Source organism: Clostridium sp. CCUG 7971, assembly GCF_017590215.1.
In the GTDB taxonomy this organism is placed as follows: domain Bacteria; phylum Bacillota; class Clostridia; order Peptostreptococcales; family Peptostreptococcaceae; genus Faecalimicrobium.
Map to the genome: position 1 here is coordinate 30,805 of NZ_JAFFPK010000137.1, position 16,958 is coordinate 47,762.

A 16,958-nucleotide genomic window follows, 5' to 3' on the forward strand; every position below is an offset into this window, starting at 1 on the left:
GTTTCTTAATGAAGCCAGGCAAAAAATCTACCTAAAAATTTAAATTTTTAAATTAAAAAGGAGTTATCAACATGATTGAAATGAGAAGTCAAAGTAGAGAAAATAGGTTTATGTTTGGATGGTTAGTAGTTATTGGATGTATGATTATACAGGCAATACCTTTCGGAGTAGCATCTAATATACATCCTCAATTTATAAGTTATGTAGTAGAAGGTGAAGGGTTTACACTTGCACAATTTTCTTTGATGTTTACAATAGGTACTATAGCATCTTCTATAGCATCACCTTTAATAGGTAAGGGATTTAATAAATATCCAGCCAAGCTAATATTTGTAATAGGATCTATACTTTCTGGTGGAGGAATATTATTACTGGCATTTTCTCACGAACTATGGATGTTTTATTTAGGTTATTCAGTATCTCAAATTGGTACAATTGCTATATCTTCTATAGGAGTACCTCTTTTAATAACAGCATGGTTTGATGATGATACAAAAGGTAAAGCTATGGGGTTAGCATTTGCAGGTGGATCTATAGGGAATATATTTTTACAACAAGCTGTAGTTCGTATATTAGCTAACTATGGTTATGGTAAGGCTTATTTGTGGTTTTCTATATTATCTTTAATAGTAGGAGTAGCGACATCTTTATTATTAATAAGAATGCCTAAAGATGAAAGTGAGACTATAAAAAGTAAAGCAAATAAGGCTAAAATAAAAGAAAAAACACATATTTCTGTGGACTGGGGATATACATTTGGCGAAGTTAAAAGTATGGCATCATATTGGATTTATGCAGTAGGATTTATATTTATAGGTATATATGTATCAGCACTAGCTGTTCAATACCCAGCATACTTGAGATTTATAGGTTTTGCACCGTCTTCTTTAGCTATGGTAGGATCGTTATTTGCACTTGCTTCTTTATTAGGAAATATTATAGGTGGTATGCTATTTGACAAAATTGGAATGATTAAAACTATGATTATAGGATTTATATTGGCGTCTTTAGCATGTATATGTCTAATACTTTCACCTCAAGTGCCAATACTAGCATATGTTTTTGCTACAAGTAAAGGACTTTCAGTGTTTGCTTATATGATAGCACCTTCTTATTTAGCAGGTTCCTTATTTGGGAAAAAAGATTTTGGGACGATATTAGCTGTAAGTAATATATTCTTTGCAATAGGATTTGCTTGTGGTTCAACATTATTTGGTATAATTGTTGATAGTATGGGATATATAGTTGCATGGCCAGCTATGTTAGTATCAATAATAATAGGATATGTAATGGTATTATCAGTAATAAAAAGAATGTCTGAATTGAATAAAGATAGGATAGCAAAATTACAAAAATAAATAAAAAAACTATCTCAAAATTTGAGATAGTTTTTTATTTATTTAAACTAATTTAAAATCTATATGTAAACATTCATCTTTAATTCCATCTATTTGTACATCTGTAATTATGCAGTTATATAAATCACCATTTAAATTTAATTCAATAGAACCTTTATGATTATTAGACTCAACTAATCTTTTAAAATCAGTTTTATATACTTCTATAGGAACACTTTTATCTAATTTAGAACTATAAATTATAGCTGGAATGTAACCTCTAGCTCTTACAAATCTAGTTTTTTCATTTAAATCTCTACTTGATACGTTTAACATTTTTATCCCCCTTGGTAAATTATTATAAAGCTTGTTTCCTTTAATAAATCATATTAAACAAATAGTAAATTTATTCATTGAATTTAAAATAATATATAAATTTTAAAAATTAGAATATATACGCCTAAAATAAAGAAAATAAGAGTAAATAATTTAGTATAAATGAGGTGGAAAATTTGTTTAAACCTAAAAGGGTAATATTTGAAAAAAATACATTGGAAACAGATGTAGGTAAAAATATTTATAATAAAGTTAAGGAAAATAAGGAAACTGATATAATAAAGATTTCATCAAATCATATAAAAGGTTATATACCAGGAGAAAATCTAAACGAACAATACAAAGAAGGAAAGCAAACTTTAGTAGTTGGAATTAAAAAAAGTTTAAAATTTCAAAGTTGTAAACCTTCTGCACATTATCAATTGCCATTAGTAAGTGGATGTATGGGAAGATGTGAGTATTGCTATCTAAATACTCAATTAGGAGATAAACCATTTGTGAGGGTATTTGCCAATGTAGATGATATACTAATTCAAGCTAAAAAATATATAGAAGAAAGAAAACCAAGCATAACTATATTTGAAGGAGCTGCAACTTCAGATCCTATACCGGTTGAGCCATATACTCATTCATTAAAAAAGGCAATCGAGTTTTTTGCTAAAGAGGAATACGCAAGATTTAGATTTGTAACAAAATATAATGATATAGATGAACTTATCGGAATAGATCATAACAACCATACTGAAATAAGATTTAGTATAAATACAGATAAAGTAATACAGACATATGAACATTATACAGCTTCTATAAATAAAAGAATTGAAGCTGCTGTAAAGTTAGCTAATGCTGGATATCAGATTGGATTTATAATAGCTCCAGTCTTCCTATATGATGGATGGAAAGAAGAATACTCAAATTTAATAAAAAGTATAAAATATAAATTGCCAGAAAACTTCAGTGATAAAATTTTATTTGAAGTTATTTCTCATAGATATACAACTAAAGCTAAAAATAGAATATTAGAAATATTTCCAGAGACTGTATTGCCTATGGATGATGAAAGTAGAAAGTTTAAATATGGTCAATTTGGATATGGAAAATATGTATATGAAAAGGAAGATTTAAATGATATGAAAGAATTTTTTAAAACTGAAATAGAGAGTACATTTACTAACTTTGAAATAAAATATATTATATAAAAAATTAACGTACTAGAACAAAATTGTAGCTCTTTGAGTAACATTAGAACTAAAATAACTAAGTATTACCTATAGAAATAATAAATTTCATATTTTATAATAATAGTATTACTCAAAAGATATGGGGATGTATATAAATGATAAATGAAATTACTAAATTTGTTTTAGATAATATGCCATTTACAATATGGGTTAAAGATTTAAATAAAAACTTTATTTTCATTAATCAAGCTTTTAAAAATTTATACAATATAGAAGTAAAGGATTATAAAAGTATAAAGTGCGAAGTATGTGATAAATGTACTATAAGATTAATATGTGATCAGAAAATAGATGATGTTTTGAAAAGTGGAGAAATATCAAAATTTGAGTTCAAAGCTGGTGGTATAGAAAGCCAGTGCTACATAAGTCCTTACTTTGATGAAGATAATAAATTAATGGGTGTATTTGGTGTTTTAGTAGATATTACAGAAGTTAAATCTAAACAAAGGCAGTTAGAAGAGAGGGAAAATATATTACGTACTATAATAGATACATTGCCGAACTATATTTTTTATAAAGATAAAGATTGTAGATATGTAGGTTACAATAAAAAATGGTCAGATCATTATAAAAAGTTAGGTATAAGAAGTATGATAGGGAAAAATGATTTTGAAGTAGAGTCTATTTCAAATAGTTTAGCCTTAAAATATATGAAGCAAGACTTAGAAGCTATGGAATCTAAAAAAATGATAAGAGACGTGCGTAAAATTACCACACAAGCAGGTGAAAATCGGATTGAAGAAACAATAAAAGTACCTGTAATTAATGAGGATGGAGAAGTTTGGGGAATTGTAGCTTTATCTACAGATGTTACAGATACAATAGAGCTAAAGGAAAAATTGACAAAATTAAGTTATACAGATAGTTTAACCGGTGCTTATAATAGGGCTTGTTTTGAAGAAAAAAAAGAAGAACTAAATAGCTCAAAATATCTTCCGATTGGAGTCATAATGGGAGATGTAAATGGACTAAAATTTGTTAATGATACATTTGGTCATTTAGAAGGGGATAAGCTATTAAAAAAGATTACTAGTATCTTAAGAGCAGTAACTTGTAAAAATGATTTTATTTTTAGATGGGGTGGAGATGAATTTATTATACTTATGCCAAATTGTGATGAAGATAGGTGTGAGCAAGTTATAAATAACATAGTAGACGGTTGCAAAAAATCTGATTTTAAATTAATTGAAATGAGCATATCTCTAGGATCATCAATTAAACATTCTTTAGAAGAAAGTATATATGAAAACTTGAAAGAGGCTGAAGAAAAGTTATATAGACAAAAGTTCCTTCAAGAAAGAAGTATAAGAAGTTCTATAATTTTTTCGCTAAACCAATCATTAAATGAAAAGAATGTAGAGACAGAACAACACACACGAAGATTAGTAAACTATGCACGTCAAATAGGAAAGGTATTAAGACTTACTACATCTCAATTGGATGAACTAGCTTTAGTTACAAAACTTCATGATATTGGAAAGATTGGAATTAGTGAAGAAATACTATTGAAACCTGGAAAATTAACAAAAGAAGAATATGATATTATAAAAACTCATACGGAAAAAGGATATAGAATATTACAGGCATCAGGAGAGTTATCTCATGTATCAAAAGGAGTATTAGCTCACCATGAAAGATATGATGGCTTAGGATATCCTTTAGGTCTAAGTAAAGAAGAAATACCTATTACATCTAGAATAGTAAATATAGTAGATTCTTATGATGCAATGACTAGTGACAGAGGTTATAATGCTGTAAAAACTAAATCAGAGGCAATAGAAGAGATAAAAAGGTGTAGTGGCACGCAATTTGATCCTAATATAGCCAAGATATTTATAGAAATATTAGAAAGTGAAGATTAATATAGATTTATTTTAGGTGAAACCTCTTAAAGTAGATATAAGTAAACAAACTTGAAAAACATTGCTTTAAGGGGGATTTTTATGTAAAAAAAAGGTAAAACATTATATATAATCAATTTAAGGGAGAGTAAAGTATGTTGATATATTTAAATTTAATAGATTGCGACGAAGATATCTCAAAGTTTGAACTATTATACAATACATACAGACAAACAATGTTTTATGTTGCTAATGATATTTTAAAAGATAATCACTTAGCTGAAGACGCAGTACATATGGCATTTTTAAGAATTATTGATAATTTTAATAAAATAGATGATATTAAAAGTCACAAAACGAAAGGTTTAATCGTTATTATAGTAAAGAATATTTCTATTGATATATATAGAAAAAATAAAAGAGAGAGAGAAAAAATAGATTTACTTGAAAATGAAATATCAATTAATAATACTGAACATATCGAGTCAAGTGAGCTTGGGGAATTAGAAATAGCAATTTCTAAGTTGCCTGAAAAGTATCGTCAAGTCATATTGTTAAAGTTTAGTCACCATTTTTCCGATAATGAAATAGGGAATATTCTTAAAATAAAACCTGATAATGTAAGAAAAAGAATATCTAGAGGAAAGGAAAAACTAAAAAGTATTTTAAAAGAAATGCAGGTGTATAATATTGAGTAAATTTGAAATTACAGATGAAATGCTTTATAGGAGTTGTGAAAATGTCGAAAACTATTTGCTAGATCAACTACCGAATGAAGATGAATTAAATCATGATTTTTCTGATAAGTTCAATGGAAAAATGAATAAACTGATTAAGTATGAAAAACGAAATCCGGTAGTGAATAAAATATACAAATATTCAAAAAGTATAGCAGCGATACTAGTTGTTACTACTATAGGGCTATTTACATTAACAATGAGTGTAGAAGCATTAAGAAATCAATTTTTTGATGTTGTAAAAGAGGTATATGATAAATTTACATCATATGTATTTTCAACTACTGTAGATATTGGTGAAGACAGTTTTGAAATTAAAGTTCCTAAATACTTGCCTGAAGGATTTAAAGAGATTGAAAGGTTAGAGGGACCTAATGAAGTAATAATAATTTACAAAAATAATCATGGAGAGGAAATAACTTATCAAAATTATAAAATTAATGATGTTCATATAGTTAATGACACAGAGGATATACATAAAGATATAGTATTAGTAAACAATATAGAAGCAGAGTATTATGCAAAAGATACTATGAACAAATTAATATGGCATGACGATGAAAAACTGTATAATATAAATTTTCATTCTATGCAGAATTCAAAAATAGCTGATAAAAAGAAAGAAATTATAAGTATTGCAGAAAGTATAAAATAAAAAATAAAAATTTATAAAAAAATGTCACAAAATGACTTTCAATATCGTTATATATGTAAAATGACATTAGGAGGGGATTTTTATGCGTTTAAAAAAATTAGTTTGTTTTGGTTTAATGCTTTCTTTATTAACATTAAACTTAGGGGCAACAAAGACTTTTGCAAGTGAAATTATAGGAGGGGATATAGAATCTCATGATGCTAGATTCAAATATATAGATACTGGTAGTTCTAGGTTATCTATATCAAATGGAGTTGCAAATGTATCTTCAACTGTGACAGGACAAAGTATGGTAACTAAGACTGGTCTAACAGTTAGGTTACAGCAATATGTAGATGGAAGATGGAAGACTATACAAGCATGGACAACAACATCAAATAGTAAAGCTTGCATGTTATCTAAAACTTATTCAGTAAGAAAAGGATATTCATATAGATTGTTAACAACACTTGAAGCATATGTTAACAGTTCTTCAGAAAGACAAGATATAACTAGTAATGTAGTAAAATATTAGAATATATTAAAATAAAGAAACTATAAATAAAAAAGGAACTTTATAATAGAGTAAAGTTTCTTTTTTATTTATAAGAAATACCTATTAAATGGTAATTTATAATAATGAAACAACTAAAATCATAGAATTAGATTGTATTATTTTTATCATAATGACGAAATTAAATTCACTTTATTAAGGATTTTTACATTGAGATTAATTTAAGATAAAACAATAAAAAACCTTAGTAATATAAAATATGTAAATTATATATACTTTTAATAGGATTAATATAATCAACTTTTGGAGGATATATAATGAGAATGTATGTAAGAAAAAAAGGATATAGAAAGGGAACTGATAGTAATATCCCTAATCTATTTGCTTTCACATTTATTAGAAATTTTTTAACAGATAAACAGTACGAAGATATGAGACGAGAGTACTTCATCAACGATCTAAATAGTAAACAAGTAAGTCAAGCGATGCAAGATATAAAGTGGTTATTTAAAGAGTATAAAGGATTAGATGTTGTAACAATAGAGAATGCTGACGGAGATATAAATAAAATTATATTATAGTTGAAAAAGCACTTTTGCAATATAAAACGTAAAAGTGCTTTTTTTATGTTTTTGGTAAACTTAATTATATATTTAGGTTGACGAAAAGAAGTTTTAAAAGTAAACTGAAGTTATAAAAGCATATAAAAATAGGAGAATTTAAAATGATAAAAAAAATAGTTGAAGACATAAAAAATGGTTACTTAATAAATAAAGAAGAAGCTAATAAGTTATTAAAATATGATCTAAGTACGTTAGCAAAATATGCAAATGAAATAAGAAGATACTTCTTAGGAAATAAGTTTGATTTATGCTGTATAGTTAACGGGAAAAGTGGTAAGTGCAGTGAGGATTGTAAATTTTGCGCTCAATCAGCTTATCATAAAACTAATATAGATGTTTATCCTTTACTGACTAAAGACGAGTTTATAAAAGATGCAAGGTATAATCATGATAAAGAAGTTAAAAGATACTCAATAGTAACATCAGGAAAAAGACTAAGCAAGAATGAAGTAGATACAGTCTGTAAATCTTATGAATCAATAAAAAATGAAGTAGGTATAAAAACATGTGCATCACATGGTTTATTAGACGAAGAAGATATGATAAAGCTTAAAAATGTGGGAGTAGAAAGATATCATAACAATTTAGAAACTTCAAGAAACCACTTTAAAAACATATGCAGTACTCATACATATGATGAAAAAATAGCCACTATAAAAGCAGCTCAAAAAGTGGGCATTGAAGTCTGTAGTGGAGGAATCATAGGCCTTGGAGAGTCTGAGGAAGATAGAATAGATATGGCCTTTGATTTAAGAGAACTAAATATAAAATCAATACCACTAAATATGCTGAATTTTGTTGAAGGTACTAAAATAGGAGATGCTAAAAAAGTAAGTGAAGAAGAGTTTTTAAAAATTGTAGCTATATTTAGGTTTATAAATCCTGATAGCCAAATAAGATTAGCAGGGGGAAGGAATCTTTTAACCGAGAACGGAAAGAAAGCTTTTGAAGGTGGAGCAAATGCAACTATAACGGGTGATATGCTTACAACTTGTGGAAGTGGAATAACTGAAGATGTAAAAATGATAAGAAATCTTGGATTTGAAATATAATAGTAATATTTTTTTAAATACACGGTAAACTTTTTATAAATATTAGGTTTACTAAAAAGAGGTGCTTTATGGGTAAAGGGATTTTTGTAATAGGAACAGATACTGATGTGGGTAAAACTTTTGTTACAGGAGGTTTGGTTTATAAATTAAGAGAACGTGGATACAATGCAATAGCTTTTAAGCCGATCCAAAGTGGAGGAATTTTAGAAGAAAATGATAAATTGATTCCACCAGATATAAAGTATGTAAAAGAAGTATGTGATATTAATAATAATTACTATGAGATGAATACGTACTGCTTAAAGGAGGAGGTTTCACCTCATTTAGCAGCAAAGATTGAGAATCTGGATATTTCAAAGAAAAAGATAATAAATCAATATAATAATCTTATAAGTAAGTATGACTATGTAGTAGTCGAGGGCGCTGGAGGTATAGTAGTTCCTTTAATAGAAGATAAGTATTTTGTATATGACTTAATAAAAGATTTAAATCTTGATGTTGTAATAGTAGCTAGTGCTGGTGTTGGAACTATAAATCATACAGTACTTACAAATGAGTTTTTAAAGCAAAATAATATAAACTCTAAAGGAATTATTATAAATGGATACAATGATAAGTTTTATGAAAAAGATAATATACAGATGATAGAAAAGCTAACAAATTTAAAAGTGATACAAACTATTAGAAATATTAAAAAGCCAAATATTAATAACATAAAAAACGAATATAGAAGTTTATGCCTAGAAAAAATATTAAACATATTTAATTAAAGGAGTGTTGATATGAGTATGAAAAAGCTTCAAGAAAAAGATTTAAAATATGTTTGGCATCCATGCTCTCAAATGAAAGACTATGAGAAATTTCCTCCTATAGTGATTGAAAAAGGTAAAGGTATTTATCTTGAGGATATAGATGGAAATACATATTTAGACGCAGTATCATCATGGTGGGTAAATTTATTTGGCCATTCAAATCAAAGAATAAATGATGCACTTTATAAACAAGCAAATACTTTAGAGCACGTAATATTTGCTAACTTTACTCATAAGCCAGCTATTGACCTATGTGAGAAGATGATTTCTATATCCCCAGATAGACTTAAAAAGGTATTCTTCGGCGATAATGGATCTTCTGCAATAGAAATAGCATTGAAATTAAGTTTTCAATACCACCAACAAATAGGTGAAACTAATAAAACTAGGTTTGTAAATATATCAGATGCATATCACGGTGAGACAATAGGAGCATTATCTATGGGAGATGTTGATTTGTATAGCAAAGTTTATAAGCCAATATTACTAGATTCTATAAAAGTTGAAGGTCCAGACTGTTTTAGATGTAAATTTAATAAAGAAAGAGATACTTGTGATGCAGAGTGTTTTGTAAATATGGAAGAAAAAATAAAAGTAGTCCATGATGAGGTAAGTGCAATAATAATAGAGCCACTGGTACAGTGTGCAGCTGGTATGAAAATATACTCTTCAAAGTATTTAGTTAAGCTAAGAGAACTTTGTGATAAATATGATATCAATTTAATTGCTGATGAGATAGCAGTTGGTTTTGGAAGAACTGGTAAGATGTTTGCATGTAATCATGCACAAATTTCACCAGATATAATGTGTTTATCAAAGGGGCTGACAGCTGGATATATGCCGCTTTCTCTGGTCCTAATGAGTGATAAGATTTACGATGCATTTTATGATGACTATAATACTATGAAGGCTTTTTTACATAGTCACAGTTATTCAGGTAACCCTTTAGGATGTAGTGTTGCAGTTGAAACATTAAAGATATTTGAAGATGAAGATATAATAAATAAAAATAAAATAAAGAGTAAATATCTAAGAGAAAAGGTGGAAAGTGTTCTTAAGGATATACCTTATGTAGGAGAGTATAGACAATTAGGAATGATTGGAGCTATTGAACTAGTTAAAAGTAAAGAAACTAAGGAACCTTTTGAAAGTGAGAAAAGAGTAGGATATAAAATATACCAAAAGGCATTGAAAAAAGGAGTACTTTTAAGGGCATTAGGAAATATAATTTACTTTATGCCACCTTATGTTATAAGTGAAGAAGAAATTGATTTTATGGTAGATGTAGCTAGAGATAGTATAATAGAATATTTTAATGAATTTAAATAATTATTAATTAGAAGAGGTAAAAGTATGAATAGTAAAACTAAAGAAATAACATTAATAGCTTTATTATCAATCATAATTGCCATATCAGGAACATTTAAATTACCGGGATTAATTCCTGGTACAGAATTTCAAATGTCAGCACCAATAGCAATCGGTATATGTGCTACATTTGGGTTTAAAAAGTATATAACCTCTGGGATAATAGCAAGTTTTATAAATTTAATCATGGGAACTCACACGATACTAAATGTAGTTGTAGCAATGGTATTTAGAATTATAGCTGGAGGTATAATAAGTTATCTAGGAACGGGAATTTTAATAATTTCATTAGCTGGGCCTATAGGAACAATTGTAGGTAGAATAGTTATGCATTTTATAGTAGGTACTCCTTTAAAGGCGCTAATTATAGCTGCATTTCCAGGTATGGTTTATACCTTATTATCATCTTATTTTATTTATAAAGTAATAAAAAATATAGTCAAAAAAACACCATACAATAATTATTTAAATTATATGGAGATGGGATAAATATTATGGGATTATACAGTATAAAAATGAGATCATCAAAGGATGATAATCATATATCAGGAGCTGAAAAGATAATTAAGGAAGAGAATATAGAAGAGGCAGTTAATTTACTTTTAAAAAGAGCATTATTGCACTCAAAGGGTAAATCTGACTTTATAAATATAAAAATAGAAAAAGTAAAAGAAAGTGAATTAGAAACTATAAATCCTTTAGATGTAACTACTGTAGATGTAAATAATTATATAGAAGGATTAGACGCAGCTAAAACTATGCTAATGAAACTAGGAATAAATAAAGAAAAGTCTCAAAATATAATTAATTTATTAAGAGAAGTATCAAATATGAGAGGCGCAATTTTACTAGATATTAATACTATGGAGAGGTTAGAACCAGATAAGCAAAGAGGTATAAGAGCAACATATATGGATTTTGAAGATTCTAATATAAATCATTTAACGAAGGAAACTAAATATAATGGGCACTTTATAGAGGCATTGGCTCTTGCTAGTAAGGTAGTAAACTGTCCATATATAATAGGAGAAGTATGTTATTCAGATGACCCAAATTATACAGCTGGATATGTAGCATCTAAAAAGTATGGGTATGTAAGATTTCCTCATCTAAAAGAATTGGGGAATGAAAATGGAGGAAGAGTATTTCTATATGACTCATCGATTTCTAATCTGCAAAACTGCATAGATTATATTGAAAAATCAAAGGTAGTTATAAAAAATGATATTAAGATTAATAGAAATTTATCATACAAAAAATTTATTCAAAATGGAATATAAAAAGGGCTGGTATAGGTCCTTTTCTATTTTATAGAGATTGTCTGCTAGGAGAAAATTAAGCCATGAATAATATAAAGGACAAGCTAAAAAATATAAAAGAAAGTAATTTATATAGAGAAATGAAGTACCTAAGTAAACCTCAAGACAAATTTACAACTATTGATGGAAAAGATGTACTTTTAATGTCATCTAATAACTATTTAGGACTTTGTAATAATGAAGAAGTAAAAAAGGCTTCAATAGAAGCTATAAATAAATATGGATTAGGATCAGGTGGATCAAGACTAACGACAGGAAGTTATGATTTACATAAAAAATTAGAAGAAGAAATATCTAAATTTAAAAATACTGAAGACACACTTATTTTTAATACTGGATATATGGCCAATGTAGGTGTAATCTCAGCTATATGTGATGAAAATTACTATATATTTAGCGATGAGTTAAATCATGCTAGTATAATTGATGGGTGCAGGCTTTCTAAAGCTAAGACTATTGTATATAAACATAATGATATGAAAGATTTAGAAGCTAAAATAAAGTCTAATGTTCCCAAATATGGAATGATAGTAACAGATAGTGTGTTTAGTATGGATGGAGATATTGCTAAATTAGAAAAAATTATAGAAATAGCTAAAAAATATAAACTACTTACTTTAGTTGATGATGCACATGCAACTGGAGTTATAGGAAAAACAGGAAGAGGTAGTAGTGAATATTTTAACTTAAAACCAGATATTATAATTGGGACTTTAAGTAAAGCAATAGGTAGTGAAGGTGGTTTTGTATGTGCAAAAAAGGATGTAATCGATTATATAAAAAATAAAGCTAGAAGTTTTATTTTTTCAACAGCACTTTCACCAGCAGTTATAAATGGAGCTATTAAAAGTGTAAATATAATAGATACGAATCCAAATTTGGTAGAAAAGCTTCATAAAAACATTGATTATATATGTGAAGGATTAAGGAATATAGGATTTGATATAAATAGTGAAAGTCCAATAATACCAATATTAATAGGAAAAGAAGAGCTAGCACTTGAATTTAGTAAAATGTTACTAGAAGAGGGGATATATATTCCGGCTATAAGGTATCCGACAGTAAAAAGAGGAAAAGCTATACTTAGATTAACACTTATGGCAACACATGATTTTAAAGATTTAGACTTTGTATTAGATAAAATAAAAGATATTAAATATAAATTAGAAATATAATAAAACTCCTATGGACATTATATAAGTTCATAGGAGTTTTATTATTAAGTAAATTATGGATATAATATATATATGAAATAAAAATTAGGAGATAAACTATGATTATAGGATTAATATCAGATACACATGGATTATTGAGAGAAGAAGTTATAAATAACTTAAAAGGCTGTAACTTAATACTTCATTCAGGTGATATAGGAAAATTAGATATAATAGAAAATTTAAATAAAATTGCTAAAACCGAGGCAATATTAGGAAATATAGATAAGAATATAGATAACAAAACTATATTAAATGAAAAAATTATAGAGGTAATGGGCAAACGTATATATTTGGTTCATGACATAAATAAAGTAAGTATAGATTTAAAAAAAGAAAATATTGATATAGTTGTATATGGGCATTCACATAAAAGTAATATATATGATAAAGAGAATATATTATATATAAACCCTGGATCAGTTGGACCTAAGAGATTTAAGTTACCAACAACTATGGCAAAGCTTGTTATAAATGATGAAAGCATATATGATGAATATAATGAAGATTTAACAAATAATACAGTTAAATTTAAAAATTTTATGGTAAAATTTATAACTATATAGAATTAATATTTAGTAAAAAGATAGTAGCTTTAGAATATAAAAATAGTAGAAAGGAATAAATATGTTTGGATATGTAAAAGTAAATAAGATGGATTTAACTTTTAGAGAGTATGAACATTATAGAGGATATTACTGTGGGTTATGTAAGTACTTAAAAGATAACCATGGAGAAATATCAAGACTTTCATTAAATTATGATATAACATTTTTAATATTAGTATTAACATCAGTATATAGGCCAAAGCCTAATGTAATAGAAGAAGGTTGTATCGCAAATCCATTTAAAAAGAAAAAGAAGATAATAAATGATATTACAGAATATGCAGCAAGTATGAATGTACTTCTTACATATTATAAATTAGAAGATAATTTAAGAGATGATAAAGGCATAAAGGATAAATTAGCATATAATATATATAAGGGGAAATTAAAGCTTGCTTATGAAAAATATCCTCAAAAAGCTGAATTTATAAAGAACCAATTAGAAATACTATATAATCTAGAACAAGAAAAAAATCTAAATATAGATTTAGTATCTAATACTTTCGGAAATCTTATGGGAGAAATATTTGCATATAAAGAAGATGAGTTTGAGAAAGATTTAAGGAAAATTGGATTTAATGTAGGTAAGTATATTTATATATTAGATGCATATGAAGATTTAGATAAAGACTATGAAAAAGGAAGATATAATCCATTTATAGAGTACATAGACAAAAGAGAAGAACTAAGAGAAAAGGCAGATAAACTTATAAGTATGTCCTTAGGAATGCTTGCTAGAAGTGTAGATAATTTAAACTTAAAGGTTAATACAAATATAATAGAAAATATAGTTTATTCAGGAGTATATCTTAGATACCAAAATATATTAAAAAAAGGGTGTGAAACTAATGTATAGCAATACTTATAACAATGATAATTTTATGACTATTAGAAAACTTATAGACAATAATGAATTTGATAAGGCTTACAATTTTTTAAGAAATATAGGTGAAAAATGTGCTAACTGGTATTACTTAAATGGAATATCTGCTATGAATTTAGGTTACTATGAAGAGGGTGAAAATAGTATAAACAAAGCAAATACTATGGATCCAGAAAATTTAGAGTATAAAAAAGCGCTAGATAATTATGTTTTCTATAGAGATGATTACAGAGATAGATCATATAGATATAATAGAAGAAGACGTAATGATTTGGATGGATGTTGCTGCTGTTGTTGTGATGATTTATGCTGTTGTGGTGGGGATTGTTGCGAAGATTGTGGTAAGTTATGGTGCTTAGACACTTGTTGCGAATGCTTTGGTGGCGACCTAGTAAGCTGTTTTTAGGTGAAATATGAGTAAAAAAGTAGCTTTTGGAGGAATATTATTAGCTTTAAATATAATTTTATTAATTCTTATAAATATAATACCTATAAATACATTGTTTATTATGGGTCTAGCATCTTTACCAATTTCAATAATAATAATGGAATTTGGACCTAAAAGTGGTGTTATTTTTTATATGGGATCTATAATTTTAGGATTTATAGTTATGACTAATAAATTCCAATGGATTTTATATACGACTACATTTGGAGTATATGGGCTTATAAAATATATGGTAGAAAGAGATTTACCAATATATATCGAATATATATTAAAATTATTATTTGCAAATATTATAATGATAGTTTTGTATTTAACATTTAAACAATTTATATATATACCTGTAAATATAATAACAATAACTGGATTTGAAATAGCTTTTGTAATTTATGATAATGTGTATAGCTCATTTATAGATTATTACAATCATAAATTAAGAAAAAATATTAAAAATTTCTAAAAAAATCGCTTTGCTCAATAATAATTGAACAAAGCGATTTTTATATAATTAAAGCCCAAAGTATTCTTCTTGAGTTTTGTTTATTAGATTATCACAATTAGCACAGTGGAAAGATGTTGATTTAGAATTAAATTTATTAGATTCTTTATCATATACCATTTTTGATTTATCTATAATTCCTACATTTGTTAAATCAGCAGAACATTTGCTACAATTTTGAACCGTACAAATATTTTTAAGTTGATTTATAGATATATCTTTTATAATATTATTGCAATTACAACAAACTGTTTTATCAAGTAAATTTCTTGAAGTCTCAATGAGTTTATTTTTCTCTAATGAAAATTTATAAATTATATCTTCTGATGCCTTATAGCCAGATTCAAATATATTTACATTACAACTAGGACATATAAATTCAGGTCTATAAGACACATGGTTATTATTTTCATTACTTTCTATTTTAACTTCTTCTATAAGCATTTCATCATCATCTTGACCTAATAATCTTTTAAGATAATTATGAATATTAATGTTATTACTCTGAATAGCAACAGACATTAGATGTTCACCTATATTTTTATATGTCGTATTTTTAGATGGTAAATTTAAATCTATAAATTTACTTTCTACAGCATGCTTTAAAATAGGTAAAACATCATATTTAGTTGCAAAGAAAAGTACCATTTCATCGAAAATATGGTCATTAATTTTATCAGTAAGGTCTATCCAAATATCAGGTGATTCAAGATAGACACTTTTACTAAGTTTATCTATAGCCTCATCTAGAGACATATTAGACAAATTTTCGTTAACTTGCATTTTTAACCTCCCTTTAAAACAAGCAAAAGCCTAAGAAATATAATTTCAATAGCTATATACTATAATTTTAAAATTATATATCAAGTACATTAACGTTTGGAGATAAAGAATAAACTATATCTTTTCTCTCAACGATTATTTGAGTATGTTTTGATATATTAACATCAGTTGAAATATGATTTAAAAGCTCTTTCGTAGGATTTATCGCAATTGGATTACCTACTCTTCTAAGCATATTTATATCACCGTTAGTATCGCCATAAGCGAAGGATTTTGATAAATCTACGTTATATTTATCTACAAAATCATTTATAGCCGTGTTTTTACTTTTAGAGTCCCACATTGGTATAACTGTTCCATTAAATGTTTCATTTTCAAATATATAGTCACTTCCAATAAAATCTGTAACATTATATTTTTTAGCCATTTTTTCAACTAAAAAAATTAGGACTTCCAGATATAAATATTACTATATGACCATTATCTAAATGCCATTTTATTCTTGAACGAGTAATATTTTATAAACTCTGTCGGACTTTAGTTTTATTACTTGATCACTAGTAAAATCTATACAAGTTTTATCAAGACCTATTAAAGATTTTACATATAGTTCACATACATCGTCTAAGTAATCATCGTAATTTCCTTGTCTTTTATCCCAATCCATGAAAGTATCTCTAGCATGTTCAAACCATACCTTTTGGTCGATTAT

At 26.9% G+C, this 16,958-nt stretch carries 20 protein-coding genes and 1 pseudogene; 17 read left to right on the top strand and 4 right to left on the bottom strand.

Annotated elements, in window-relative coordinates:
* Nucleotides 1-71: 71 nt before the first annotated feature.
* Nucleotides 72-1,358 carry a conjugated bile salt MFS transporter gene (locus JWF52_RS16055; protein WP_208334525.1) on the top strand — a complete coding sequence of 429 codons (1,287 nt, stop codon included), beginning with the start codon at nt 72-74 and terminating at the stop codon, nt 1,356-1,358.
* Between the two features lie 42 nt (nt 1,359-1,400).
* Here JWF52_RS16055 and JWF52_RS16060 read toward each other — a convergent pair whose 3' ends face one another.
* Nucleotides 1,401-1,673, bottom strand: coding sequence for a hypothetical protein (locus JWF52_RS16060; RefSeq protein ID WP_208334526.1), 273 nt, complete (start codon nt 1,671-1,673; stop codon nt 1,401-1,403).
* A 176-nt stretch (nt 1,674-1,849) separates the two neighbouring features.
* Here JWF52_RS16060 and splB point away from each other — a divergent pair, with 176 nt between their 5' ends.
* From splB to JWF52_RS16140, 16 genes are all read left to right on the top strand, one after another.
* Complete coding sequence (splB, locus tag JWF52_RS16065) at nt 1,850-2,872, top strand: spore photoproduct lyase (protein WP_208334527.1); 1,023 nt, start codon at nt 1,850-1,852, stop codon at nt 2,870-2,872.
* Nucleotides 2,873-3,009: 137 nt separating this feature from the next.
* Nucleotides 3,010-4,776 carry a sensor domain-containing diguanylate cyclase/phosphohydrolase gene (locus JWF52_RS16070; protein WP_208334528.1) on the top strand — a complete coding sequence of 589 codons (1,767 nt, stop codon included), beginning with the start codon at nt 3,010-3,012 and terminating at the stop codon, nt 4,774-4,776.
* A 134-nt stretch (nt 4,777-4,910) separates the two neighbouring features.
* Nucleotides 4,911-5,453, top strand: coding sequence for an RNA polymerase sigma factor (locus JWF52_RS16075; protein WP_208334529.1), 543 nt, complete (start codon nt 4,911-4,913; stop codon nt 5,451-5,453).
* Nucleotides 5,446-6,147, top strand: a complete 702-nt coding sequence (locus tag JWF52_RS16080) for a DUF4367 domain-containing protein (RefSeq protein ID WP_208334530.1) — start codon at nt 5,446-5,448, stop codon at nt 6,145-6,147. Before JWF52_RS16075 ends, JWF52_RS16080 begins: the two co-directional genes overlap by 8 nt.
* An 82-nt stretch (nt 6,148-6,229) precedes the next feature.
* Nucleotides 6,230-6,661, top strand: a complete 432-nt coding sequence (locus JWF52_RS16085; RefSeq protein ID WP_208334531.1) for a hypothetical protein — start codon at nt 6,230-6,232, stop codon at nt 6,659-6,661.
* Between the two features lie 296 nt (nt 6,662-6,957).
* Nucleotides 6,958-7,221: a hypothetical protein gene (locus JWF52_RS16090; protein ID WP_208334532.1), complete on the top strand. Its 264-nt coding sequence runs from the start codon at nt 6,958-6,960 to the stop codon at nt 7,219-7,221.
* A gap of 143 nt (nt 7,222-7,364) precedes the next feature.
* Nucleotides 7,365-8,315, top strand: coding sequence for a biotin synthase BioB (gene bioB / locus JWF52_RS16095; RefSeq protein WP_208334533.1), 951 nt, complete (start codon nt 7,365-7,367; stop codon nt 8,313-8,315).
* Between the two features lie 68 nt (nt 8,316-8,383).
* Nucleotides 8,384-9,085: a dethiobiotin synthase gene (gene bioD, locus JWF52_RS16100; RefSeq protein ID WP_208334534.1), complete on the top strand. Its 702-nt coding sequence runs from the start codon at nt 8,384-8,386 to the stop codon at nt 9,083-9,085.
* 18 nt (nt 9,086-9,103) lie between these two features.
* Nucleotides 9,104-10,456: an adenosylmethionine--8-amino-7-oxononanoate transaminase gene (bioA, locus tag JWF52_RS16105; protein ID WP_208334545.1), complete on the top strand. Its 1,353-nt coding sequence runs from the start codon at nt 9,104-9,106 to the stop codon at nt 10,454-10,456.
* 24 nt (nt 10,457-10,480) lie between these two features.
* A complete protein-coding gene (locus tag JWF52_RS16110) occupies nt 10,481-10,984 on the top strand; it encodes a hypothetical protein (protein WP_208334535.1) in 504 nt (167 codons plus the stop codon).
* Between the two features lie 26 nt (nt 10,985-11,010).
* Nucleotides 11,011-11,775, top strand: a complete 765-nt coding sequence (locus tag JWF52_RS16115; RefSeq protein ID WP_208334536.1) for a 6-carboxyhexanoate--CoA ligase — start codon at nt 11,011-11,013, stop codon at nt 11,773-11,775.
* A 62-nt stretch (nt 11,776-11,837) separates the two neighbouring features.
* Nucleotides 11,838-12,989, top strand: a complete 1,152-nt coding sequence (gene bioF / locus JWF52_RS16120; RefSeq protein WP_208334537.1) for an 8-amino-7-oxononanoate synthase — start codon at nt 11,838-11,840, stop codon at nt 12,987-12,989.
* Between the two features lie 98 nt (nt 12,990-13,087).
* A complete protein-coding gene (locus JWF52_RS16125) occupies nt 13,088-13,594 on the top strand; it encodes a metallophosphoesterase family protein (protein WP_208334538.1) in 507 nt (168 codons plus the stop codon).
* Between the two features lie 61 nt (nt 13,595-13,655).
* Entirely contained in the window at nt 13,656-14,492 is an 837-nt protein-coding gene (locus JWF52_RS16130; RefSeq protein ID WP_208334539.1) for a DUF5685 family protein, read from the top strand.
* Complete coding sequence (locus JWF52_RS16135; protein WP_208334540.1) at nt 14,485-14,925, top strand: hypothetical protein; 441 nt, start codon at nt 14,485-14,487, stop codon at nt 14,923-14,925. Before JWF52_RS16130 ends, JWF52_RS16135 begins: the two co-directional genes overlap by 8 nt.
* Nucleotides 14,926-14,932: 7 nt before the next feature.
* Nucleotides 14,933-15,424 carry a hypothetical protein gene (locus tag JWF52_RS16140; RefSeq protein ID WP_208334541.1) on the top strand — a complete coding sequence of 164 codons (492 nt, stop codon included), beginning with the start codon at nt 14,933-14,935 and terminating at the stop codon, nt 15,422-15,424.
* A gap of 48 nt (nt 15,425-15,472) precedes the next feature.
* Here JWF52_RS16140 and JWF52_RS16145 read toward each other — a convergent pair whose 3' ends face one another.
* From JWF52_RS16145 to JWF52_RS19470, 3 genes and pseudogenes are all read right to left on the bottom strand, one after another.
* The gene (locus tag JWF52_RS16145; RefSeq protein WP_208334542.1) at nt 15,473-16,246 is read right to left on the bottom strand and encodes a hypothetical protein; all 774 of its coding nucleotides are present in this window, start codon (nt 16,244-16,246) and stop codon (nt 15,473-15,475) included.
* Nucleotides 16,247-16,319: 73 nt separating this feature from the next.
* A complete protein-coding gene (locus JWF52_RS19465) occupies nt 16,320-16,673 on the bottom strand; it encodes an HAD family hydrolase (protein WP_502711268.1) in 354 nt (117 codons plus the stop codon).
* 69 nt (nt 16,674-16,742) lie between these two features.
* A pseudogene (locus JWF52_RS19470) lies at nt 16,743-16,958 on the bottom strand (HAD-IB family hydrolase); the annotation flags it as partial.